Below are 24694 nucleotides of genomic sequence, written 5' to 3' on the forward strand. Positions count from 1 at the left end.
AGTTGGACGCTATTTCCACCCAAACTCTCTTTACCATTCTTGCTGTTCTTATTGTCGTTTCGGCCTATTTTTCAAGCTCTGAAACAGGCATGATGACAATTAACAGATACAAGTTAAAACACTTGGCCAATGAGGGTGACCCCAGAGCACTGCGTGTTCAAAAATTAATCGATCGACCGGACAAGTTAATTGGACTTATTTTGATCGGCAATAACTTAGCAAATATCGCGGCTTCTCTTATCGCCGGTATTATTGCCTCTCGTTATTTTGGTGAATTTTACGGTACGATAGTAACTACATTTGGTTTAACACTGGTCATGCTCGTCTTTGCAGAAGTAACGCCAAAAACCTTAGCTGCAATGTATCCTGAAAAAATCGCATATCCTAGTTCACTGATCTTATTACCTTTATTATTTTTATTTACACCCTTTGTAAAACTCGTCAACGGGTTTACTAATGTTATTCTAGCTATTTTGCGGATTAACCCAAGAGGCGAAAACGGAGATTCATTGAGTCGTGAGGAATTACGAACCGTTGTGTACGAAGCCGGAAACCTAATCCCTAAGAAACACCAAGATATGTTAGTGAGTATTTTAGACTTAGAGAAAGTCACGGCAGAAGATATCATGGTAGCGCGAAGCGATATCTATGCAATTGATATCAATGACGATTGGAAAGATATTCAAAAGCAACTGACTCATTCACAGCATACCCGTGTTTTACTATACCGCGACAGCATTGATGATGCGGTTGGTTTTATTCATGTTCGCGATGCACTCAGATTATTATCTAAGGACCAATTCACCAAAGCGACCATACTACGTGCGGTAAAAGAGATTTATTACACACCTGACTCCACATCGCTGCATACATTAATGTATAAATTTCAAGCGGTCAAAGAACGGATTGGCTTAGTAGTTGATGAATATGGTGATATTCAAGGGCTGGTCACATTAGAAGACATATTGGAAGAGATTATTGGTGATTTTACAACGTCTATGCTCCCAGACTATAGCAAAGAAGCGTTAGAGCAACCAGACGGAAGCTACTTGGTTGACGGCAGTGCTAACATCAGAGAATTGAACAAAGAGATGGATTGGTATTTTCCAACAGAGGGTCCAAAAACGCTCAACGGTTTAATTGTAGAGTATTTAGAGGCGATACCTGAAAATAACATCAGTGTGCGACTGGCTGGTTACCCTGTGGAAATAGTCGATATTAGTGGCAATATGATAAAAACAGTTAGAATTTTACCACTTTTTTACACCTCTCCTATCGAAGTAGATGCAGCAACGAAGCAATAATAAAGCGGGCTAGTCATAATGTGTTATTTGGATTGCGTGATTTTAGAAGAAATACATTCGGAGCCTTTTCTACTCGCATTTCCCGCGCACGTTGTTTAAATGCTTCGACCTTTTTATTAAGGGAAGCTAATTTGTCTAGTATGTCCTTGAGTTCTTCATCATCGCTAATATCAGACTCTTGAGCATGCTTCTCAAGAGTCTGATATAACGTTAATGGTAATGACTTTTTTGACATGTGAACAATTTAGAATCTTCAATTAATAACCAATAAGTATGTATCGGTAATATTAGGAAATACTAAATGAATGTTCGACAGGAAACTCGCAAAAAATAATAATAACGAGTCAATGCGTTCAGTAGGGTTAAGTTAGGCTTTGATAAAATCCTAACTGACTGCCTGATGAGCGCTTAAAATCGTAATTAATCATAAGAACATCAGCAGTATCGAAAATACGCGCGTTAAATCCATGGCAAACAACATCACTCAATAAACTCACCAGCGGCATGTGACTGATCACTAATAAGCATTTAATATTGTTGTCTTGCAACAACTCACCATCGATTAGATCTTGAACCTGATTGGCATTGCCATCAGGGGTAACCGCAGAAGTTTGGATGGTCTTCCCAATTGACATAAACTGCTCAACAGTCGCCAAAGTTTCAATCGTCCTAACATATGGGCTCACCAACGCCAGATCCACTTGCTTCAAAGGGCTATGCACATTTAGTTGCTTGGCCATCCATTTTGCCGCATGCTCGGATTGTGAAACCCCAAACCTTGTAAGATGTCTGGACTGATCATCTTGTTTATAAGGCTCGGCCTCACCATGACGCATTACAAATATAATCATGAAATAGTTATCTTTTTAATGAAGTTTTTTCGCGACGGGACGCTAACACTTTATCAGCCCTGTCCACAATAGTGTTCTAGTATCAATTTAACCACAATAGTGGAAATTCCTTTACAACTATTCTAATTACAGGTTTTATTAGTTTGCCACTTAAGAGGAAAATCATTGCTCCTATCAAGAATAGAAAATCGAGATTATTCAACAAGAAAACTTGAAAATGGTCTCGAGTACGCGCTAATAACATGCCCTGAGGCACAAAAAGCGTCGGTTTCAATATCAGTTGAGATGGGCCACTTTAGTGATCCTGATGAATGCCAAGGCCTGTCCCATCTTATGGAACATATGCTTTTTGCTGGCAGTCAAAACTACCCTGATGGAAACTTCTTAAATCAATTCCTTAACATGCACGGTGGCTTCGTTAATGCTTGGACCTCTGCAGAGTCTTGTAATTTTCATTTTGATTGCCCAGTAAATCAGTTTTCACAAGCGTTAGCCGTATTGATTGATATGCTGACACAACCTATGTTGAGCATAGATGGGATTTCTCAAGAAATTGATGCTATCGACGCTGAGTTTTTGATGAGGAAGCAGGACGATGTCCGTCGCCTTTATGACGTGCATAAACAGACTTGTAATCCTAACCATCCCTTTAGTCGATTTAGCGTGGGTAACAAAGCAATATTTACTCAATTTACAAAAGCAGAATTACAACAGAAGTTGCGCAAGCATCATCAGTGCTATTTTAATACAAAAAAGATAAAAGCATGCTTCGTTTTGCCTCAAACATTGGCAAACGTTGAGCTCATGACTTTCATCGAATCAAAGCTTGGTAATTTCAAACCAAGCATTGTCACTACTATCCCCAAAAAATATCCAAGTCTGTATTTACCGCAGCAAAAAGGATGTTTGATTGAGGTTAAACCTTACAAATCCGCACAAAATTTGATGCTCACATTTTGCCTACCTAATGTTTCTCATTACTATCGTAGTAAGCCGATTTTATTGGTCACACATTTGATTGAAGATGCTTCAGAAAATACTCTACAACACGACTTAAAACGTATGGGGTTTATTCATGATTTGAGCGCTAGCGACGGCATCAAAGGTGACAACTTTCAAGACATCAATATTAACTTGCAATTAACGGAACATGGGTTAGCAAACACCAAAGAAATCATGCAATTGATTATGCAATGGTTTGACTATTTGAGACGAAACGGTATCGAAAAATGGCGATTTGAAGAAAAAGCACAGCAATTAGCCTTGCAAGTCGAGTATGCGATGCTGCCATCGGGTATTGACGTGGCAGTTATGCTTTCATCCAAATTGCATAAGCTGACATTACAACAAGCACTGGAATATGATGTTGTTATGGATAATTTTGATACCGCCGTTTTTGAGCAATTTCTTGCTTATTTCACACTTCAAAATTTACGCGTATTTTGTATCAATCCATACGCATTTTGTGATGCACAAACAACGCAATATAAAGTGCCATTCAGTTTGCGGAAGTTAAATTTCGAGATCAAAAAAAATACATTATTGTCACTTCAACTGCCTCCTAAAAATCCCTTTATGAGCGGTAACTTTGGGTTGGTAAAACAAGAACTACGAACAACCGAGATAAAAACATTTAAGAATTTTGATTTTTTATTAAAGTTTTCGCAAAATCATCGATTTAAAACACCAAAAGGCGATTGTTATCTTTCTTTAGAAAACCCAAATATGATTGGAAGTGCGCGTAATGTTGCTATCAAAAGACTGTGGATTGCATGTTTGAACGAGGAGCTAAATGAAGTATACAGTGGTGCTGAAATGGCCGGAATATACTTCAGACTATATGGCCATCAGGGTGGCATGACCCTGCATACTAGTGGATTTTCTGACCAGCAACTCGTCTTATGTGAGGAGATACTGGGTTTTATACAACAACTCAACATAAGGTCTGCAATATTTTCTGCCGTAAAAGAAAAGCTCGCTTCAAGTTTAAAAAACACATTACTAAACAAACCCGTCAACCAGCTCTTTGCTAACCTGAATATTTTATTGCGAGAAAATACATTTAGCCAAGAGTCCATATTGGCAGAAGTTGAAACGTTGTCGTTATCTGAATTACATTTACAGGCTATTGCTTACTTTAAAAAAATACATATTGAAGGCTTAGCGGTTGGCAATTGGACTATGGCGCAAATTGAAGCCTTTCATGCTAGCGTAATTGAGTGCGTTAAGGGTATAGATAAAGTGTTGAAATCAAGCAGGAATATTGCTCAAATAGCGGATCGGAAATTATGTATACAACATAGCCAATTACAGCAAGAACATGCCATTGTTTTATATTTTCAATCTCCGTCAAATAACACCGTAAACCATGGTTTGTATATCGCTATCGAGAAGCTTCTGTCACCTATTTTCTTCGATGAATTGAGAAATAAACGAAACTTGGGTTATCTGCTTGGTTGTGGTTACTTCCCGGTAAATAAACGTCCCGGCTTAGCTGTTTATATTCAATCGCCTACGCATTCTAGTCATGATTTGTATATGGCAATAACGGATGTGCTGCAAGAATTCGTTCGCAACATTGGTGAATTCGAACCCATTTTCGATAGTTTTAAAGCGTCTCTAAAAAAGCAATTTAGCAGCTTTGATACAAATACAAATCAACTTGCTCAGCGCCTTTGGATGGATTTTGATGAGCTGGGTACGTCAACTGAAAATAATCAAATGGATGACGTTATTAATGTATTAACATTCGACTTATTTAAAAAAGGTTGTGAGCAATTAGTAGCACCAAACTGTCTTGGAACAGCTGTGTTTATTACCGACCCCAAAAGCGATCTTAAAAACCTCTTTGTAGACTTCGAATTCATTGATGATCCCACTACATTTAAGCATGTCGTAAAATACCAATAAATACGGTCAAAAAGCAAGCAAGCTATGTCGCTTAACACGTGTTAATATGAACCAAATCGGTTGATTTTCAAGCAAATACAATTACGACTGGTTAAAAATTAAGCGAACAACGCTAAAACATCAATAAAACCTTGAGGGAGCACGGTTTTTTGGGCATTCTTAGCGAGCTCAAAATAATAACAATAATAATAATGAATCAGGCGGTAGAATTTGTGACTCGTGCCTTTTCCCAGAAATGGCTTATTTTAATCATGCTTGCAAGCATGCAGTTTCTGTCTCCGGCAACTGCAAGAGTTTCAACTAGCCTGAACTTTGAGCACCTCTCCGCTCAAAACGGTTTTTCCCAAAGCAATGTCATCCAAACCATTGAAGATAAGTACGGATTTATTTGGATCGTCAGTAGTGACGGTTTAAGCAAATATGATGGCTTTCAAAATCGATTATTCAGCGCAGATGGTTCAGTACCCGGGTCAATTCCAAGTAATTCAGTAAGCGGTATCGTAATAGACGATCAACTTAACTTGTGGGTAGCAACTAACCAAGGCTTAAGCAAGTATCATTACGAAACAGACAGCTTCTCAACAATAACTAGCGAAAATAGTATCATTAAGGCAAATGAGATTAGCGCTATTGCCAGTGCATCAGGAAAAGAAATCTATTTCACGGTCCAAAATTCGTTATACCGATTAAATGCTGAAAGTGAAAAAGTCACGCAAGTAATCAGTCAATCTCCGTTCCCCACTAGTATTACGTACATTAAAGATGAAAATTCAAGAATATGGATGAGTTCTGCCTATTCAGGTATTTTCATTTTCGATAAGATTTCCGGCCAGTTGTTCGATTTAACGCTTGAAAACCCTTGGAATTTCACACTCCCAAACGTAAAAATAAATAAAATTGAAGTGGTCGGAAACAAATATTGGATTGCGACAAATAAAGGCTTAATAACACTCGATTCAAGCACTAATAAACAAAATAACCTGTCGCAAGAGCTCAATCCAGATTTACCATCAAATGTCATAAATGCCCTTAATTTTGACGGTGAAAGCCTGTGGATTGGTACTAATAGAGGCTTAGCTATTGCAGACAAAGAATCAAATATTCAAACGGTTATCAACCATAACAATGCATTCTCAAGTGGCTTACAAGATAGCAATATAAGCAATATCTTTATTTCGAGAATGGGAACGGCTTGGATAGGCACTGCGAGCGCAGGACTGCATAACTTTCATCCAGCTTCTAGCCCATTAAAACTGTTTAAACCCGTTGAAGGCGATAGTAAAAGCTTATCAGGTCGACAAATCATTGGCTTTGCAAACGACACTAATCAGGATATTTGGGTAGCAACCCGCCTTGATGGGCTAAACAAATTTAACCAAAAACAAGGTTACTACATACAGGTTCCTCTGAATATTACAGCAATGGTTAACGACATCAAAATTGATGCTAGTAATAAGGTTTGGTTAGCAACCAGTGAAGGTATATACAGTTATAGGATCGATGGCGATAGTTTAGCGTTTGAAAATCAAATTCATGCGACCAAGTCTTTTGAAGCTATTGAAATATTTAATAATAGACTGTGGATTTGGCATCAAGACAAAGGCTTGTCAAATATTGACCCGAAAACTTATGAAGAGACCTTTGTTAATCTGCCTAGTGATATTTCAGTCGCCATGCCTGTGTTTACGGATGATAGGAGCAAAGTATGGTTGCAAACCAATGTTGGTGTCCTCATTAATGACCGTGGCAGTAACCAGTTTAGCAGACCCTCTGGCCTTGAAGAGTTTGGTCAGTTAAATATAATCCAAGTTTATAGTCACCAAGATGCCTATTGGGTAATTACTGAGAATCAGGGTATTTTCAAACTCGACAAAGTAAGTTTGACCTTGTTGAAGCAATTTAGTGGCTTGAATGACAATGCTACTTCAGATATTCGCTCTGCAATTGGGCTTGAAAATAGTATTTGGTATGCCAGCAGACAAGGCATCTACACCCTGGATTTCGACTCTTCGAGCATTGTTAAAAGACGTTCAAAAAGTGCACTAAATTTTAATGAATTAGGGCGCGGAGCAATTATTGCGACAGCAGATGGCAACCTCCTGATCGGCGGTTCAATTGGTATTCATTATCTAAAAACTAAACAGCAGAACATCAACAAATACGACAAACCAGTTGAACCACAGTTTATAAGCTTCTCTGCGCCAAATAAAACTCTTGATCGGGAAACGCCGCATTTACCCGCATTCATGATGCACAGATTTGAGATGGCTCACTCTGAAAGTCGAATTAACATTGAGTTTGGTGTTATTAACAGTATTAACTCAAATGCAACTGAATACCGCTACATCCTAGAAGGCTTAGATAAAGATTGGACCTATACGACGACCAACCGTTTGGCTTCGTATAGCTACCTGACCTTTGGTGACTATATATTTAAAGTACAAGCACGTATCAACGGCGGTGAGTGGTCGCAGCAAAATGAACTGGCTATTGCAGTAGAAAAACCTTTTTGGCTAAATACACGTGCGCTGATATTTTACGCTTTCTTCATTATTTTCTTGGTGATTTATCAGGCTAACAAAATGAAGTCTCGAAAAAATCGTGACCAAACTTTAACTGAAGATGTTGAACGTTTAACGCTTACCCTGTCTTCAAGTGGCGATGAATTATGGGATTGGGATATTTCTAGCGGACAGATTTATCGAGCAAACACCTGGAATACCATCGATTTCCCGCAAGACAGCATGCGCAGTCATACTACCTATGAAAACAATGTTCATGAAAATGATGTTGAACGTTTAAAGCAGTCTCTAGATGACCATTTAGACGGAAAAACCCAGTTCTTCGAGCTCGCCTACAGAGTAAAAACGTTTGCTGGCGATTGGGTCTGGGTATTGGATCGAGGCAAGGTTGTAAAGCGCGATGCACATAACAAAGCACAGCGCATGACAGGTACGCTAAAAAACATCAATCATTTGAAGCAAGCAGAAGAGCAACTTAATTTGTTCAAAAGCAGCTTTGAAAACATTACAGAAGGTGTTTTCATTGCAGATCAAGAGTTTAAGTTCATGTCGGTCAATAGCGCCTACTGTAACTTTACTGGTGATACGGTTGAAAAAGCGCTAGCCAGTAAATTATCCTTCAGTCAGTACCCTGAAGCCTTTACCGAAGAAGTCAAAAAGACACTTCGACATAAAGGTAGTTGGTCTGGTGAAGTGGATGCTGTGCGCACAAATGGCGAAAAATATCAGATAGAAATGACTATTGATGCGATCCGCAATGAAGATAACCATATTAGTCATTATGTTGGTGTGTTCTCCGATATCAGTTCACGTAAAAAAACTGAAAAGGAATTATTGAAGCTAGCAAACACGGACCCGTTAACGAACTTACCAAACCGCTCATTTTTTCAAGCCAGTCATGAAAACTTAGTGCGTCGCGAAACACCCCACGCACTTATTTGTCTCGATATGGATAACTTCAAACGCATTAATGATTCTCTTGGGCATCAAACCGGTGACTTATTAATAAAGCAAATTGCTCGTCGTTTGCAAAAAATAACAACCTCTAGTTCGACTACTTATCGCCTAGGTGGTGATGAGTTCAGCATGTTGGTTGAAGCAACCGCAACTGTGCATCGTATATCGCATATTGCGCAAGACATACTGGATACACTTTCGCGTCCATTTTATATCGCCAAACAAGAGTTTGTGTTGGGTGTCAGCATCGGTATTGCAACCTACCCTGAAGATGGTACTAACCACCAAGAATTGCTTAAAAATGCAGACACAGCAATGTATTTTGCTAAAAATAATGGCGGTAGTAATTATCAGTTTTTCAGTGGTGAAATGAATAAAAACGCGGTTCGCCAACTGCAGATCGAAAACTTAATTCGGTTTGGTATAAAGGAAGACTTGTTTAGTGTTTTTTATCAACCAAAAGTTGATATTGCATCGGGCCGGATGGTAAGTATGGAAGCGTTGGTCCGATTTGAACACCCACAAAAAGGCATTGTTAGCCCGGGGCAATTTATTCCGTTAGCCGAACAGACAGGTCAAATCCTGGAAATTGGTGAGCAAGTATTACGAAAGGCTTGTATCGATACCAAGCGTTGGGTTGATGCTGGGTTATTTACCGGCCGAGTTGCGGTTAACATTTCAGCCAAACAGTTTGAATTACCAGACCTTGACGATCGCATCGAACGCATCTTAAAGCAGGTCGGCTTAAGTCCACTGCACTTGGAATGTGAGATCACGGAAGGTACGTTGATGGAAAATCCGGAACAAGCCCTTAAGATGATGCAGCGTTTGCGTGAGCGCGGTATTCACTTAGCTTTGGATGACTTTGGTACGGGCTATTCATCACTCGCATATCTGAAAAAATTCCCTATTCATACGCTCAAAATAGACAAAGCTTTTATTGATGATATAGCGACCAGCTCAGTTGACAAGCACATGACCGAATCGATCATCAAAATTGCACACAACCTTGGCTTGAAGGTAGTTGCAGAAGGTGTTGAGCACGAGAATCAGTTAGAAATATTGAAGCGTTACGATTGCGAAATGCTACAAGGTTACTTGTTTAGCAAGCCTGTAAGTGCCGCCAAATTTGAGCAATTATTAGTGGAAGGTAGAAACATGAAGCATATGTTGGAATCAAGAAAGCCAAGTCCAATACGCCCAGCTGTTAGGATAGCCAAGAGCTAATTTCCGTTACACAAATAATTTAAGGATGTAAGTGACCGCTATCAAAGCCGGTTTTTTGCGCTTCTGTGCGGCTTTAGAGATGATAAACATGGGCAACAACATTGGCCCAATTATCATCCCGCCTAATAACCAGCGTTTTTACCCATCGCATTTTTAACCGCCTCAACATAATAGTAAACGCTACTTATGAGGGAGCTTATTACTATCATTGAACCCATCAACATGACATTGCTCCCGTAAATTGACAAATAGCTGTAATGGCCACAATTTGAATATATATACTGGCGATTGGCTTAGTTTTAACGACTGCCGAAACGAGACTAAAGTATAGCAAACTGCTGAATAAATAAGCTGTAAATTTGCTATATAATATAAAAAAATAGAGAAAAACTAAAGTGATCCCCGAAAGTTAGATAAAACCTTCGGGGGTTTTTATGTGTAACTCGACATATTCACAGACTTAATAAAAAGTCTTGGCTTCTTTATGCATTGTTAACAATATCTCAGCTGGCTGGTACTTGTCGGAGTAAGTTTCAGTATAATGTTCAAGGCGACCGACCACATGTGCTAGCCCTAAAGTGTCCATATACCTGAAAGGTCCACCTAAAAAGGGTGGAAAACCAATACCAAAAATAGCCCCTATATCGCCATCACGAGGATTTCTAATAACCTCTTCCTGCAAGCACATTGCCGCTTCATTTAGCATCATCAGCACACAACGTTCTACGACTGTGTCATCTGAGAATTTTTTCTCTGGCTCAACACCAAGCAATTTATACACTGAATCATCAATATATTTACCTGGCTTCTTGGCTTTGTAGTCGTAAAAACCAGACTTATTCTTCTTACCCTTGCGATCATTTTCCAATAACTTATTAAAAGCTTCAGGAGCATTAAAACGCTCACCAAATTGACCTTTTAAAATCGGAATAATCTTAGTACCTACATCAATACCTACTTCGTCGAGCAGTTTAAATGCCCCAACCGGGAAACCAAACTTAGTCAACGCCCTGTCAATTGAATCAAGTGGTTGGCCTTCTACAGCCATAAAGCCAGCTTCACTCATGTACGGAGCGAGAATTCGATTAACGTAAAAGCCAGCTCCATCTTTTACCACAATAGGTGTTTTACCTTGTCGCTTTGCAAATTCAACCGTCGTTGAAATGGTTTGGTCCGACGTAAGCGCGTGTGGAATAACCTCAGTCAATGGCATTTTATCTACAGGTGAAAAATAATGTAAACCGATTACGTTTTCTGGGCGTTTCGCTTGGGCCGCAATTTCAGCTATGGGTATAGACGACGTATTAGACGCAAAAACAGTGTTTTCATTACACTGCTCTTCAATATCCGCGACCATCTTTTGCTTCAATTCCACATCTTCAAACACAGCTTCAATTACCATGTCGTTTTGTTTGTAACCACTGTAATCGACACAACCGCTCAATAAAGAAAGCTGCTTTTGCATTTCTGTTTTTAACATAAAACGCTTTTTCACTTTCTTATTTAAAATATCATAGCTGTAGCGTATTGCACCGGCAATGCCGTCAGTGTTTATGTCTTTGATACGCGCAGGCACTTTTGCTTTTGTAGCTGTGACAAAGGCAATCCCGCCGCCCATCAATCCACCGCCCAACACGCCAATCTTTTTCACTTTAATCGGAGCAACACCTTCAACACCCGACTCTTTTTTCATGTCGGTTGTTGCAAAGAAAATCTCACGTAATTGTTTTGATTCTGGCGTCATCACTAACTGGCCAAACAAACGGGCTTCTGCCGCGTAGCCTTTTCGTGGATCATTCGTACCCGCCTCAATACAATCAATAATGTACATAGGCGCAGGGTAATTCCCCAATGTCTTTGCCAAGGTTTGTTCACGGGCTTTTTTGAACAATATATTACGTCCAAACGAGGTGTTCTCTAGCACTTTCGCCGTCACGTCTTTTTGCAAAATACGTTTGATTATTTTCTTGTTTGCCATTTCTATAGCAACATCAAGTAATATTGACTGTGGCACCATGTCATCAACAATACCATATTTTTTAGCTTGTGCAGCACGCACAGGCGCGCCAGTCAGCATCATCTTCATTGCTTGTTGAATGCCAATAAGGGCGGGGAGTCTCTGTGTTCCGCCACTGCCTGGTAGCAAACCAAGCTGAACTTCAGGTAAACCCAATTGTGTTTTGGGGCTATCGGAACAAACTCGATAATGACAAGCTAATGCTAACTCCAAGCCGCCACCCAAAGCTGGACCGTGAATGGCCGCGACAAATGTCTTGTGCATAGCTTGAATGCGATCAAATAATTTCTGACCTGAGGTAGACAACTCTTCAGCTTCATCCGCATCACTACAAGCCGCAAGCATGGTTACGTCAGCACCAGCAACAAACGAATCTTTTTTACCACTTGCAACAACAACACCAAGTATTGCAGTGTCATTCTCAATTTCATCAAGTATTGCGCTAACTTCATCACCAAAGTCGGCCTTGAGAGTATTCATGCTGTCGCCTGGCACATCCATTGTTAATATGGCAATACCGTCGTCTCTTTTGGTTAAGGTAAATGCACCCATTATTCTGTCTCCACTATCATTGCTGCACCTAAGCCACCTGCTGCACATGCAGTCAAAAGACCGGTCCCACCGCCTCGACGGTTAAGTTCATTTAACATTTGCGTAATCATTCTTGTACCGGTTGCCGCAAAAGGGTGTCCATAGGCTAACGAGCTACCCATGACATTAAATTTGTGCATATCAATTTCGCCAATGGCTTTGTCTCTGCCCAATTTCTCTTGCGCAAATTTATTACTCCCAAACATTTTTATGTTCGACAACGTTTGCGCTGCAAAGGCTTCATGCATTTCAATTAGGGTGAGGTCGTTGAGTGTCATGCCTGCGCGCGCTAGCGCGATTGGTGATGCATATGATGGCCCCATTAGCATGTCATCCCATACATCAATAGCGGCAAATGCGTAGCTCTTCAAGTAACCAATAGGTTTATAACCGAGTGCTTTTGCTTTGCTTTCAGTCATCATAATAATTGCTGAAGCGCCATCAGTAAGAGGGGTTGCATTAGCAGCCGTTACCGTACCGTGTTTTTTATCAAACACGGGGCGAAGTTTTGCGTAGCTTTCTAGTTTTGAATCGAAACGAACGTTGTTATCGCGTGACACCCCTTTTTTATATGGTTCAGGATAGGCTGTCATCACTTCGCTATCTAAATTGCCAGCTTCCCAGTTTTGCGCAGCTAGGCTATGCGAACGGTGCGCTAACTCGTCTTGAGCGGCGCGACTGATGCCATGTTTTTTAGCCATTTGCTCAGCTGTTTGTCCCATTGACAAAGCGGTTGAATATTCGGCAACGGCTGGCGGCACGGGTAATAAATCTCTTAAACCTAATTTTTTCAGCACCGCCAGTTTTTGACCAAGCGTTTTGGTTTTTTGTAGATCGGTAAGAGCGCGTGCTAGTTTTTTAGAGACACCAATTGGAGACACTGACGTTGAGTCAGCACCACCCGCAATGCCCACGTCAATATTACCAACAATCATGGATTCAGCAATATTCACCGTAGACTGAAAACTGGTAGCGCACGCTCGAGACACACTATATGCATCCGTTCGCACATCCATGCCAGTTCCAAGCACGATCTCGCGTGCAATATTGGGCGCTTCCGGCATTTGTACAACTTGTCCGTACACCACTTGTTGAATAATCGCAGGGTCAAGATCGTGCTTTAGCATCAACTCATTGACCACCATTTTACCTAAATCAACAGCAGGAACGCCGTGAAAGTCGGTTGCCATCTTAGCAAATGGAGTGCGCAGTCCAGCAACAATCGCAATTCGATCGCCGTGCTGGGTTTTTAAAACTTGTTTCTGTGACATAGATTATCCTGTGGCTATAAATGAGTTATTGCAAAAACAGCATGGCAATATCTTCTGGTCAGACCTCTAACCGATATTGTGACGGAATAAACAGTAAAATTCAAATTTTACACGTGTGTATTGCAAACATTAGCGTTAAAAAAGTCAGTAGAGCACGCAAGTGTTTGTGAAGCTAAGCAATAAAATACAGAACCAATCGTAAATTTACGAGTCGTAAAGTTGAAATTTTGAGATAGATCCACATATAAGACTATCAGAGTTTTTTGCGTTTGCTTTGCGTTTACCACAAACAAACATAAAAAAAACACAGAAAAACATAACGGAAGCAGCGTAATAAAGGCTAAAAATAACCATGGCAGTAGAAGAGTTCAAGCAATTACAAGCCCACTTAAACGCACAAGTTATCGGGCAACCCTCTCTCACTTTGAGTATCCTTATTGCGTTACTAGCAGATGGTCACTTACTTGTTGAAGGCCCCCCAGGACTTGCCAAAACTAGAGCGGTCAATTCATTGTCTGACGGTATAGAGGCAGACTTCCACAGAGTGCAATTTACACCCGACTTGTTGCCTGCTGATTTAACCGGCACCGACATATATCGACCTGAAACCGGCGAGTTCATATTTCAAAAAGGCCCACTATTTCATAATCTAGTGCTAGCTGATGAAATAAACCGTGCGCCAGCGAAGGTTCAATCGGCCTTACTTGAAGCGATGGCAGAACGCCAAATTACAGTAGGAAATACAACTTACAAGCTATCTGAGTTGTTCTTGGTTATGGCAACACAAAACCCATTGGAACAAGAAGGCACTTATCCCCTCCCAGAAGCACAACTCGATCGCTTTTTAATGCATGTTGAAATTGACTATCCAGATGCTGAAACTGAATTAGAAATTTTGCGCCTTACTCGCAGCGAAGCCATAAAAACGGCCAAGCCTATTGTTAAGAGGCTAACTCAAGATGACATAGCCAAGGCCAGAGCTGAAATAATGAATATCCACCTTGCACCGGCACTAGAGAACTACATTGTACAATTGATTATGGCCACTAGGCGTCCTGAAAACTATGACGCAGAGCTCGCGCAATGGATTGAATTTGGCGGCAGTCCGCGCGCCACTATAGCGTTAGAGCGTTGTGCTCGTTCGCATGCCTGGCTCAATGGTCGTGATTTTGTCGGTCCAGATGATGTACAAGCAGTATTGCACAACGTGCTCCGCCATCGCATTATATTAAGTTATCAAGCACAAGCGGAAGGAGTTAATGCGAATGCTGTACTCGATAAAATCGTTAAACTTGTTCCTGTTGCATGATTGTAATTGGATTATCTTGGTTACAAATCCTATCCATAAATTGAGAATGATTGATGTCACTCATGTTTAACAACGGCTCTAATAATAGCGGTCTTGTGACGGCACAAAACATTCAGCTATGGTTGGCAAAATATAAAACCAATGGCGTTGATATCGGCTTGCCTGAACTATTATGCTACCGCTCGTTATCGCATTTGCTTAACTTACGTCCGAGTAGAGATATAGCGAGCGCATTGTCTGGTGAAGATCGCTCCAAAATCAAAGGCCGAGGTATGGAATTTGATGAGGTGAGGCATTATCAGCCCGGCGATGATATACGTAGCATAGATTGGCGTGTAACTGCACGCACGGGTAAAACCCACACTAAAGTGTTTCGTGAGGAACGTGAGAGGCCGATATTCGTGTTTACGGACTTCACTCAATCAATGTACTTCGGTACTGCTTACTTATGTAAATCGGTACAAGCGGCACATCTTGCCGCACTAATTACATGGAATGCTATTCAACGCGGCGACAAGGTCGGCGGTTTGATTTTTAATAATACTCAAGATATTGAATTAAAACCAAAAGCTCAAGCAAAGAACGCATTAGCATTAATGCAAGCTTTAGTTAATATTCATGAGCCTCGATTTGAATCGGTACAAATAGACGCGCAAGGTATCTTTTTAAAAGCAACTCAACGCTTGCAACATTTGGCCAAACCAGGCGCTTTAGTTTATTTAATTAGCGATTTTAATGGATTAAATGATGCTTCAATGGCCGTTATTAGCAATATCGCTCGCCATTGTGAAGTAAAGGCGATTTTAGTTAATGACCCAATGGAAATTGCACTACCCAACTCCGCTTTTCAGCAAACACTCAACATTACTAATGGCGTCGAACGCCAGCAGGTCAATTTAGGTGAAGCGGCAACTAACCAAAAGTATCAGTCACAACAAGCAACACACTTTGAGAGTATCAAACAGTCATTTGCTCGATATGCAATCGCATTGAGAACGGTGTCATCGGCCTACCCTATTGAACAACAACTAAATCAGCGCGATATGGGAGAGCTTTTATGAGTTCTTTTATGGGTTCTTTTATGGGTTCTTTTATAAAGAGAATGGCTAGCACCAACAACCCAGCCGACGCGTCATTGGACGCTGCCTTGCAAAGCCTTGCTGACATTAGCCTTGGTCAAACACCCTCGATTTGGCCGCTGGCTTGGGGATGGTGGATTTTAATCTTGCTGGTAATATTCGCAATTGTCGGCATTTATTGGATTGTTGCTCGATATATATCCAAACATAAAGTTAAGCGCCGGGCCTTAAAGGCAGTGCTAAACATGTCAAATAATGAGCCACACGCATTGTCGGCTCTACATGCTGTCTTGCGCAGTTCACTTATGCATTACTTTCCATCGGAAAGTATCAATAGCCTGCAAGGCCCAGCATGGCATGAACTATTGCAATTGAAAGCAAAACCACATAAAAAAGTAGACCAACAATGCCTTGCTCAACTGACTCAACTTGAAGCTAGTCTGTACACTAAAGTACCCAGTATCAATGTGGACGATGCTAAACAAGCCGTTTATCTATGGATAAAACATTGTTTACCACCCTCTACAACAGAATTGATAAAGTCAGAAACCCTCGACACTGACAACAAAGGAGTTCTGCATGTTTGAATTCGCTTGGGTTTGGGTGCTATCTATACTGCCACTTCCGCTGTTGGTTTATTTTATGTTTCCAAGCAAAGCAACCAGTGAAAGCGCTGCGTTACTGGTACCAAATTACTTAAAAGTACAAAGCCACTCGACAAAGAGTTTAAAAAGATCAACACCTAGACTATTTTTAGCTACTTTAATATGGTGTTGTTTAGTGCTTGCTGCCGCGAGGCCACAATGGCTGGGAGAACCCGTCTCTATTCCAAATGAAGGACGTGATCTGATGATTGCAGTGGATCTTTCAGGGTCAATGAAACAAGATGATATGCGCATAAATGGACGCGCTGTAAACCGTCTTGTCATGACTAAATATGTACTTAGAGAATTTATTAAGCGCCGAGTTGGTGACCGCTTAGGATTAATTTTATTTGCTGACACCGCTTATCTGCAAGCACCACTAACTTTTGACAGAGATACAGTAAAAACGCTGCTTGATGAATCGGTCTTGGGCTTAGTCGGTGATCGCACTGCTATTGGCGATGCCATCGGTCTTGCGGTTAAACGTTTTGACGACAAAGAAGAGTCTAATCGAGTCCTGATACTCTTAACCGATGGCAGAAACACCGCCGGTAATATCACGCCTGAGCAAGCCAATGAATTAGCTATTGATAAGGGTGTTACTATTTATACCATTGGCTTGGGTGCGGAAGAACAAGAAATTGCCAGTGTTTTTGGTCGTCGCACGATCAATCCATCACAAGACCTTGACGAGCGCCTTCTTATACAAGTTGCTAGGTCAACGGGTGGCCAATACTTCCGAGCGCGCGATACGCAAGAATTAGAAGCAATTTATGAAACCCTTGACCGACTTGAACCTGTCGCAGGTGAAGGACAAAAACTGCGTCCTCTTACTGCACTGTTCTATTTGCCTTTAGGTATAGCGCTTATTATAAGCGCACTATATGCTTTATTTTATCTTCTCAAACAGGCTTTTTCAAGCTTACAAAAATCCATCCGTGCTAGCACTCAAAATAATATTAATAGCCCAAGCGGAGGCCAGAAATGACTGATTTTCAAGCATTTCACTTTATTCGTCCAGAATGGCTGATAGCCATCGTTCCTTTGCTTATTATGGCCCTGTTGTTAACTAAAATCTCTAGTAAGCAAAGTGGGTGGCAAGGCATTGTCTCGAGTCATTTATATCAGTACTTGGTTGTCGCTAAAGATAAAAAGTCATACAAACCGCCGTTCTATTTAGTTGGTTTGGCATGGCTGTTAGCCTGTATTGCTATGGCAGGTCCAACTTGGCAAAAATTACCGCAGCCTGTTTACCAAGTATCCACGGGGAAAGTAGTGATTCTAGATATGTCGATGTCGATGCGTGCGACCGATGTACTGCCCGATAGACTTACACGAGCAAAATTTAAAACCATAGATTTACTGAATAGTTTGGAAGATGGTGAAGTAGGATTAGTGGTTTACGCTGGCGACGCATTTACCATTAGTCCGTTGACTTCTGATGTCACCAATATCACGGCTCTTATTCCCAGTTTGCGACCTGAAATAATGCCAATACCTGGCAGCGATCCTTTGTTTGCGATGCAACAAGCCGAGAAATTACTCGCATCAGCAGGATACAAAAAAGGTGAAATTTATTGGATAAGTGATGGTATTGAATTTGATGATATCGAAGAGCTTCAAGACCATATTAAAAAGTCACCCTATCGTTATTCAGTGCTCGGAGTGGGCACCCAAAAAGGCGCGCCTATTATGATGCTTGATGGCAGTTTTTTGAAAGACGTTAGAGGAAATATTGTACTTCCCACCCTCAACAGTAACTACTTTTCGCAAGTGCTCGGCAATACAAATGGACGCTACACACCTATTCAAAATGACGACAGTGATATAGAAAATATGCAATTTAGATCGCTAACCATAGAACAAGACCAAGTAAGCGGCGACGTTATTGGACAAGGAGACCAATGGCAAGATATGGGCGTAGTCTTTATACTCATTATTCTTCCTTTTGCAGCCTATGCCTTTAGACGGGGTATTTTGGTGGTATTACTAAGTGCAATATTATTTCTGCCAACAGAGCCTTCTTATGCAAGTGACGAAGCTGCAAAAGCGAATAGTTCTAAGGCCAATGAGTGGATGGGCAATATTTTTAAAAATGCGGATCAACAAGGCCTTGAAGCGTTTGAAAAGCAAGAGTTTGACAAAGCGGTCAGCACATTTACCGACCCAATGTGGAAAGGCGCTGCGTATTATAAAAACAAAGATTACGAAGCTGCATTGAACGCATTCAAGTCGGTACCTGGCCCTGAATCAGCATACAACCAAGGCAATGTATTGGCGCGCTTAGGACAACTAGAACAGGCGATAGAAAAGTATGATGAAGCTTTGAAAGAGCGCCCTGGCCATACAAATGCCATAGCAAATAGGAAGTTGGTTGAGGATTTGTTAAAGCAACAAGAAAACCAAGACCAAGATGGTCAGCAACAAGATGGCGAAGATCAAAAATCAGGTGAGTCTGAAAACAGCGACCAACAATCCGGTGAACAAAGCGAGAGTGATCAGCAATCGAGTGATCAACAATCGAGTGATCAACAATCGAGTAGCCAGCAAAGTGAGCAATCTGATCAGCAACAAGAGTCCGAACAAGACTCCAAGCAAAACCAAGATGAATCCAAAGACAATGAGAGCGAACAAAAACAGGATGACTCTGATCGACAAAATGCTGAGACTGAGGCTGTGTCTGAAGAGGCGCAGGGTAAAGCGGGTGAAAATAGCGAGCAAAAAAGTAATTTACGACAGCAAAAACCGATGGAAGAGATGACATCCGAAGAAAAGGAGCAAATGCAACGTATGCAGATGCTCATGAACAAGGTACCTGATGACCCGGCTTTTCTGTTACAACGAAAAATGCTATTAGAATCACAAAAAAGGCGAAGTGAGAGATTCTCAAAGCCGAATAAGAAGGACTGGTAGTAATGAAACACAACTCCGTTTGGTATTTTTTTTTAGTGTCAATTGTTTGCTCTGCCGCTCTATTAGCGTCCAATGCAGCAATGGCAACAATCACCGATTTACGCGTATCTGTGGATAAAAACCCGATCATGATTGACGAGGCCTTGCAGTTAATTATTAGTGCTGAGGGCGAAATTACATCACGTCAAATCGATTTATCCGCATTAGAAAACGACTTCCGTTTGTCTAACACTTCAATTAGCCAGTCGACCCGTTCTATTAACTTTAATACGACAAAAACAACCACTTGGGTAACTCAATTATTTCCAAAAGAAATCGGGACATTTACTATCCCCGCATTTGAAATGGATGGACAGAAAAGCAAAGTATTCGATATTATTGTAACGCCTGTCGGCAATGGACAAGGCGCAACTGCACGGGATTTTTATGTCACTGCAAACGTCGATATGGCGACCGTTTATTTGCAACAACAAATAAAATACACAACCAAACTGCTAATGGCGAAAGACATTCAACGAGGCTCTTTGCAAGCGCCTGAGTTAGAAAATGCAATTATCAAACAAATGGGTGAAGATAAAGAATACGAAGACTTTCAAAATGGCGTCCGCTATCGGGTTATCGAACGCACCTATGCAATTATTCCTCAGGCAAGTGGTTCTTTCACTATTTCAGGTACCGTATTTAATGGTGAGGCCGTTACTGACTCTCGCCAATCGTTTGGCTTTATTAGCCGCACCAAACCGATTAATCGGGTCTCTCCCACTATCGATTTAACCGTACTGCCTATTCCTGATAACTACCAACAGCATTGGTTACCCAGCGAATTTGTACAGTTGGACGAAGAGTGGCAACAAGACCCAACGCGCATTGTATTGGGCCAGCCTATTACTCGCACCATTACGTTAACCGCCGCTGGGTTAGTTGAAGAGCAACTACCGGAAATTGCCGGTATATATCCACCTGACTTCAAAACTTATCCCGACCAAGCAAGCACAGCAACGATAGACAAAGGCTCGGTATTGTTTGCACAAAAAATCCAAAGTGAAGCTATTATTCCAAATCGAGTCGGTACATTTGTGCTTGGTGAAGTGGTTGTTCCTTGGTTTAACGTGGTCACAAAAAAAACAGAATACGCAAAACTTCCCGCTCGCTCTATTGAAGTATTGCCGCCTAGCAGAGACACGGTTTCAAATATTGAACCGATTTCAGCGATGAATCAGAAACCACCAATAACAGCAATTGACCAATTACCTGCTTCAAGTCAATTGGCAACTAACAACACAGCCGATGAATTTAGTTTTGATTGGTTACACGTCAGTTTGTTTGTTCTTTGGCTTGTCACTTTGGGCATATTTGGTTTCGTGCTTGTCGCAAACAAACGCAACGATGATACACAACAAATAAACTCATCCGATAGCATGGTAAGCGAAGCTGAATTATGGAACAGATTGCAAAAAACGATTGCTTCGCATAATGTGAAAGAGACAGATAAGACACTGACACAGTGGCTTGAAGAATTAACCGAGAAGCCTATTCAGTCTATTAATCAATATTTTTTAGCGATGAACGCAACCGAATGCGTTGCTCAGTATAATAATATGATGCAAAGCGCATATGGCTCTGCTGAAGCAACATGGCGCTATGAGGAGTTGATTTCAGCACTGACATCATTCAGACAGCAGATTATTCAGCGAAAACAGCAAATGCATGATGAATTTAGTTTGTACCCCAAAACATAAAAGGTCTCAAGCCAAATACTTGACCCACCGTTATAGGGTGGATGAAGCGACCTTGAATTAGCTATAATGTGAATTAAATACAATAATAAAAAATGAGAGGGACATGATGAAACCATTAGCCAAAATAAATATCCCAGCGAAACTGTTCGCTGTATCTAGCTTAATCATTGCGATAGCAGCTTGCAGCCCAGCATCGAATAAGGATAGTCAGCAACCACAACCGGCTCAAACTGAAACAGCTAAAGCACCAGCAACCGAATCGCAAGCACTCGCTACATTTTTTGCACAAAGCAGAGAAACTGATCTCAAACGCTCGCCTATGGCACAAAGTTATTTAGGGATAAAGTGGGATTATGATAAGTGGGGTGATTTTTCAGAAGCCAATGCAGATGAAACACGTGCACTTATGGAAACCCGGTTAAAACAAGCTAGCGAATTTGATGTCAATAAACTCGCTGATTCAGAAAAGCTAAGTTTGACCATTTATAAGATTGATTTAAAACGTAAACTGGCCAACGACGAGTTTAGGCATCATACCTATATCATGGACCAATTTAGTGCTTGGCATACGACGGTACCCAGCTTTTTAATTAATATTCATGGCATAGAGAATGAAGAAGATGCGAAAGCCTATATTAGTCGACTCAATAAAGTAGCCCCTTTGTTTGACCAAGTTATCGAACAACTGAGAATAAGAGAAAAGCTAGGTGTAATGCCGCCAGCATGGTCATATGATCAGATGATGCAAGCCGCCGCGAATGTTGTCAAAGGCAATCCTTTTTCTGAAAGCCCCGCAGACTCAACGATATTAGCCGACTTCAAACAAAAGCTAGATGCATCTGAACTCAGTAATGCTGAAAAGTCAGGGTTAATTGCAGATGCTAATGCCGCTTTATTAACATCAGTAAAACCGGCTTACGAAAAGTTATTGCAAGAATTAGGTAAACAACGCTTATTAACACCAGAGGGTGATGGCGTATGGCGATTACCAAATGGCAGCGAATGGTATCAAAACAGATTAAATTGGTTCACAACAACTGAATTAAATGCACAAGAAGTGCATCAAATTGGTTTAGACAACGTTGACCGTATTCACGAGCAAATGCGCGGTGTTATGGAACAAGTGAAATTCGACGGCAGTTTGCAGGAGTTTTTCTTATTTATGCGTAACGATGATCAATTTTATTACGCCGACTCAGATGAAGGCCGCCAACGTTATATGAGCGAAGCAAAAGACTTCATTGATAAGATGGAAGCTAAACTGCCAGAGTACTTTGGTCTAACGCCTAAAGCGCGGATGGTGGTGAAGCGTGTTGAGGCTTTCCGTGAGCAATCTGCAGGCAAAGCTTTTTACCAAAGTCCTTCAAAGGACGGCAGTCGCCCAGGTACATATTATGCAAATTTGTTTGATATGCGCAGTATGCCAACCTACCAAATGGAAGCATTAGCTTATCATGAAGGTATTCCTGGCCATCATATGCAAAGGGCTATTGCACAAGAACTTGGGGGCATACCTGAATTCCAAAAGTACGTTACTTTCACAGCTTATACTGAAGGCTGGGGCTTATATTCTGAAGAGTTAGGTAAAGATATGGGCTTTTATGCGGACCCCTACTCTGACTTTGGACGCTTAGCAATGGAGCTATGGCGTGCTTGTAGATTAGTGGTCGACACTGGTCTTCATGAAATGCAGTGGAGCAGAGAAAAGGCAATACAATACCTGGTCGACAATACACCGAACCCAGAGGCTGATTCTGTTAAGGCAATTGAACGTTATATTGCAATGCCAGGTCAAGCCACAGCTTACATGATTGGAAAGTTGAAAATAATGGAGTTGCGCGATAGAGCTCAAACTGAGTTAGGCGATAAATTTGAGTATCGTGATTTTCACGATACGATCTTAAAAGACGGTCCTGTGCCAATGACAGTATTGGAAGAGAACGTGAACAAATGGATTTTGGCTACTAAATAAAACCCTAACTTTAGTCAAAAGAGACTGTTAGCTGAAGAAAATAAAAAGAAGAAACTTCATGTTTTCGCGAAATAAAAATCAGCACTCGTCGGTCTCTATTGACATGATGGAAAAACAAACACGATATGAAGCCCTCGTTAAGGCATTCCATGCTGATCTATTCCGCTATGCAATGTGGCTGATAAAAGACAAAGTAATTGCTGAAGATGTGGTTCAAGAAACATTCCTTCGCGCTTGGAAGTCACTTGATTCGCTAAAAGATGAAGCTGCGGCTAAATCTTGGTTAATTACTATTTTACGTCGTGAAAATGCACGCCGCTTCGAGCGTAAGCAATTTGACCTCGTTGATATTGACGATGTTGCAGTCGCTGACCCACATATATTTGGTGATGTAGCATTAGAACATCGAGAGCTAAGGAGGATCATGTCCAACTTAAGCGAAGAATATCGAGAACCATTAATGATGCAAATATTAATGGGTTTCAGCGGAGACGAAATTGCTGAGCAACTTAACCTTAATAAAAATACGGTAATGACAAGACTATTTAGAGCAAGAAACCAGATTAAAGAAGCCTTACTAGGCGAACACCCCAAAGGAGAACAGGTAAATGGATGAACTAATATTCCGTCGCACCATTTATGCTGAGCCCAACACAACCGACCCCGACATTATTCAGGCGGCCAAAGATGACCCAGCCAAACAAGCATTTTGGGTTGAAGTTAAAGCAATGGATGCGCAACTAGCGCAAGCGATGAATATACCCGTACCAGAGAATTTTGCCGACAAGCTCATTTTACGTCAAGGTATGGATGAGTTTTCGCAAAAGCGCCAGAAGCGCCCTTGGTATATTGCTTTGGCAGCATCCATAGCAATGGTAGTTGGTATCTCTTATATGACCCTTTTTGCTGGCAATAACGGGCTCGCTAATGATGTATATGCGCATGCTAATCATGAGTATATGAAGAAAGAAATAGCAATGAGCGGACAGCACGTATCTCAGTATGCGATTAACCAGAAAATGGCGACTTTCAATGGTGTATTGTCAGGCGAAATTGGTGAAGTACTATCTGCTAATTACTGCTACTTAGGCACAACTAAAAGCCTACATATGATTATAAAAGGCAAAACAGGATTCGTTAACCTATTTGTAGTTGAGGACAATAACAGCAAAGAACTAAAAGAAGACTTCAGTACCGATGTACTTGTTGGCACCTCCTTTTTATTGCAATCAGCAAAAATTATTATTGTTGGCGACGATAGAGAACAAGTCTCACGACTGCAAAAAGTAGCGCAAAGCGCCTTTAGGTTCTAAAACGCACGATTCTCATTACATCAATCAGCCGCCATTTATGCGTTGCGGCTTTTCTCTGCCAATATAATTACCATT

General features: G+C 41.0%; 15 protein-coding genes. 12 read left to right on the forward strand and 3 right to left on the reverse strand.

What is annotated here, in order from left to right; all coding sequences use genetic code 11:
• Positions 1–2: 2 nt before the first annotated feature.
• Positions 3–1304, forward strand: coding sequence for an HlyC/CorC family transporter (locus G399_RS0106585; protein WP_006010615.1), 1302 nt, complete (start codon positions 3–5; stop codon positions 1302–1304).
• Positions 1305–1666: 362 nt separating this feature from the next.
• Here G399_RS0106585 and sixA read toward each other — a convergent pair whose 3' ends face one another.
• Positions 1667–2155 (reverse strand): phosphohistidine phosphatase SixA, encoded by a 489-nt coding sequence (gene sixA, locus G399_RS0106595; protein WP_006010619.1) that lies wholly within the window; start codon positions 2153–2155, stop codon positions 1667–1669.
• 165 nt (positions 2156–2320) lie between these two features.
• Here sixA and G399_RS0106600 point away from each other — a divergent pair, with 165 nt between their 5' ends.
• Together G399_RS0106600 and G399_RS0106605 are read left to right on the forward strand one after the other, a co-directional pair.
• Entirely contained in the window at positions 2321–5065 is a 2745-nt protein-coding gene (locus tag G399_RS0106600; RefSeq protein ID WP_006010623.1) for an insulinase family protein, read from the forward strand.
• Positions 5066–5256: 191 nt separating this feature from the next.
• Positions 5257–9771 (forward strand): EAL domain-containing protein, encoded by a 4515-nt coding sequence (locus G399_RS0106605; RefSeq protein WP_162832517.1) that lies wholly within the window; start codon positions 5257–5259, stop codon positions 9769–9771.
• Positions 9772–10231: 460 nt separating this feature from the next.
• On the opposite strand, the gene fadJ is transcribed toward G399_RS0106605, so the two are convergent.
• Both fadJ and fadI read right to left on the reverse strand, forming a co-directional pair.
• Positions 10232–12340 (reverse strand): fatty acid oxidation complex subunit alpha FadJ, encoded by a 2109-nt coding sequence (gene fadJ, locus G399_RS0106615; RefSeq protein ID WP_006010626.1) that lies wholly within the window; start codon positions 12338–12340, stop codon positions 10232–10234.
• Positions 12340–13650, reverse strand: a complete 1311-nt coding sequence (gene fadI / locus G399_RS0106620; RefSeq protein ID WP_006010627.1) for an acetyl-CoA C-acyltransferase FadI — start codon at positions 13648–13650, stop codon at positions 12340–12342. The genes fadJ and fadI overlap by 1 nt, the downstream gene beginning before the upstream one ends.
• Positions 13651–14002: 352 nt before the next feature.
• Between fadI and G399_RS0106625 the strand changes: the two genes are divergently transcribed.
• The 9 genes from G399_RS0106625 (at position 14003) to G399_RS0106665 (ending at position 24619) form a co-directional block, all read left to right on the forward strand.
• The gene (locus tag G399_RS0106625) at positions 14003–14959 is read left to right on the forward strand and encodes an AAA family ATPase (protein WP_006010631.1); all 957 of its coding nucleotides are present in this window, start codon (positions 14003–14005) and stop codon (positions 14957–14959) included.
• A gap of 53 nt (positions 14960–15012) precedes the next feature.
• Complete coding sequence (locus tag G399_RS0106630) at positions 15013–16020, forward strand: DUF58 domain-containing protein (RefSeq protein ID WP_226988949.1); 1008 nt, start codon at positions 15013–15015, stop codon at positions 16018–16020.
• Positions 16017–16625 (forward strand): DUF4381 domain-containing protein, encoded by a 609-nt coding sequence (locus tag G399_RS0106635; RefSeq protein WP_006010635.1) that lies wholly within the window; start codon positions 16017–16019, stop codon positions 16623–16625. The genes G399_RS0106630 and G399_RS0106635 overlap by 4 nt, the downstream gene beginning before the upstream one ends.
• A complete protein-coding gene (locus G399_RS0106640; protein WP_006010637.1) occupies positions 16618–17670 on the forward strand; it encodes a vWA domain-containing protein in 1053 nt (350 codons plus the stop codon). Before G399_RS0106635 ends, G399_RS0106640 begins: the two co-directional genes overlap by 8 nt.
• Entirely contained in the window at positions 17667–19595 is a 1929-nt protein-coding gene (locus G399_RS0106645) for a vWA domain-containing protein (protein ID WP_006010639.1), read from the forward strand. Before G399_RS0106640 ends, G399_RS0106645 begins: the two co-directional genes overlap by 4 nt.
• Before the next feature lie 2 nt (positions 19596–19597).
• On the forward strand, positions 19598–21334 hold the full coding sequence (locus tag G399_RS0106650; RefSeq protein ID WP_034896441.1) for a BatD family protein: 1737 nt from the start codon (positions 19598–19600) through the stop codon (positions 21332–21334).
• A 106-nt stretch (positions 21335–21440) separates the two neighbouring features.
• Entirely contained in the window at positions 21441–23306 is a 1866-nt protein-coding gene (locus G399_RS0106655) for a DUF885 domain-containing protein (protein ID WP_006010645.1), read from the forward strand.
• A gap of 58 nt (positions 23307–23364) precedes the next feature.
• The gene (locus tag G399_RS0106660; RefSeq protein WP_006010647.1) at positions 23365–23922 is read left to right on the forward strand and encodes a sigma-70 family RNA polymerase sigma factor; all 558 of its coding nucleotides are present in this window, start codon (positions 23365–23367) and stop codon (positions 23920–23922) included.
• Positions 23915–24619, forward strand: a complete 705-nt coding sequence (locus tag G399_RS0106665) for a DUF3379 family protein (protein ID WP_006010648.1) — start codon at positions 23915–23917, stop codon at positions 24617–24619. Before G399_RS0106660 ends, G399_RS0106665 begins: the two co-directional genes overlap by 8 nt.
• Positions 24620–24694: the final 75 nt, after the last annotated feature.

The organism is Brumicola pallidula DSM 14239 = ACAM 615 (genome assembly GCF_000428905.1).
Classification (GTDB): domain Bacteria; phylum Pseudomonadota; class Gammaproteobacteria; order Enterobacterales; family Alteromonadaceae; genus Glaciecola; species Glaciecola pallidula.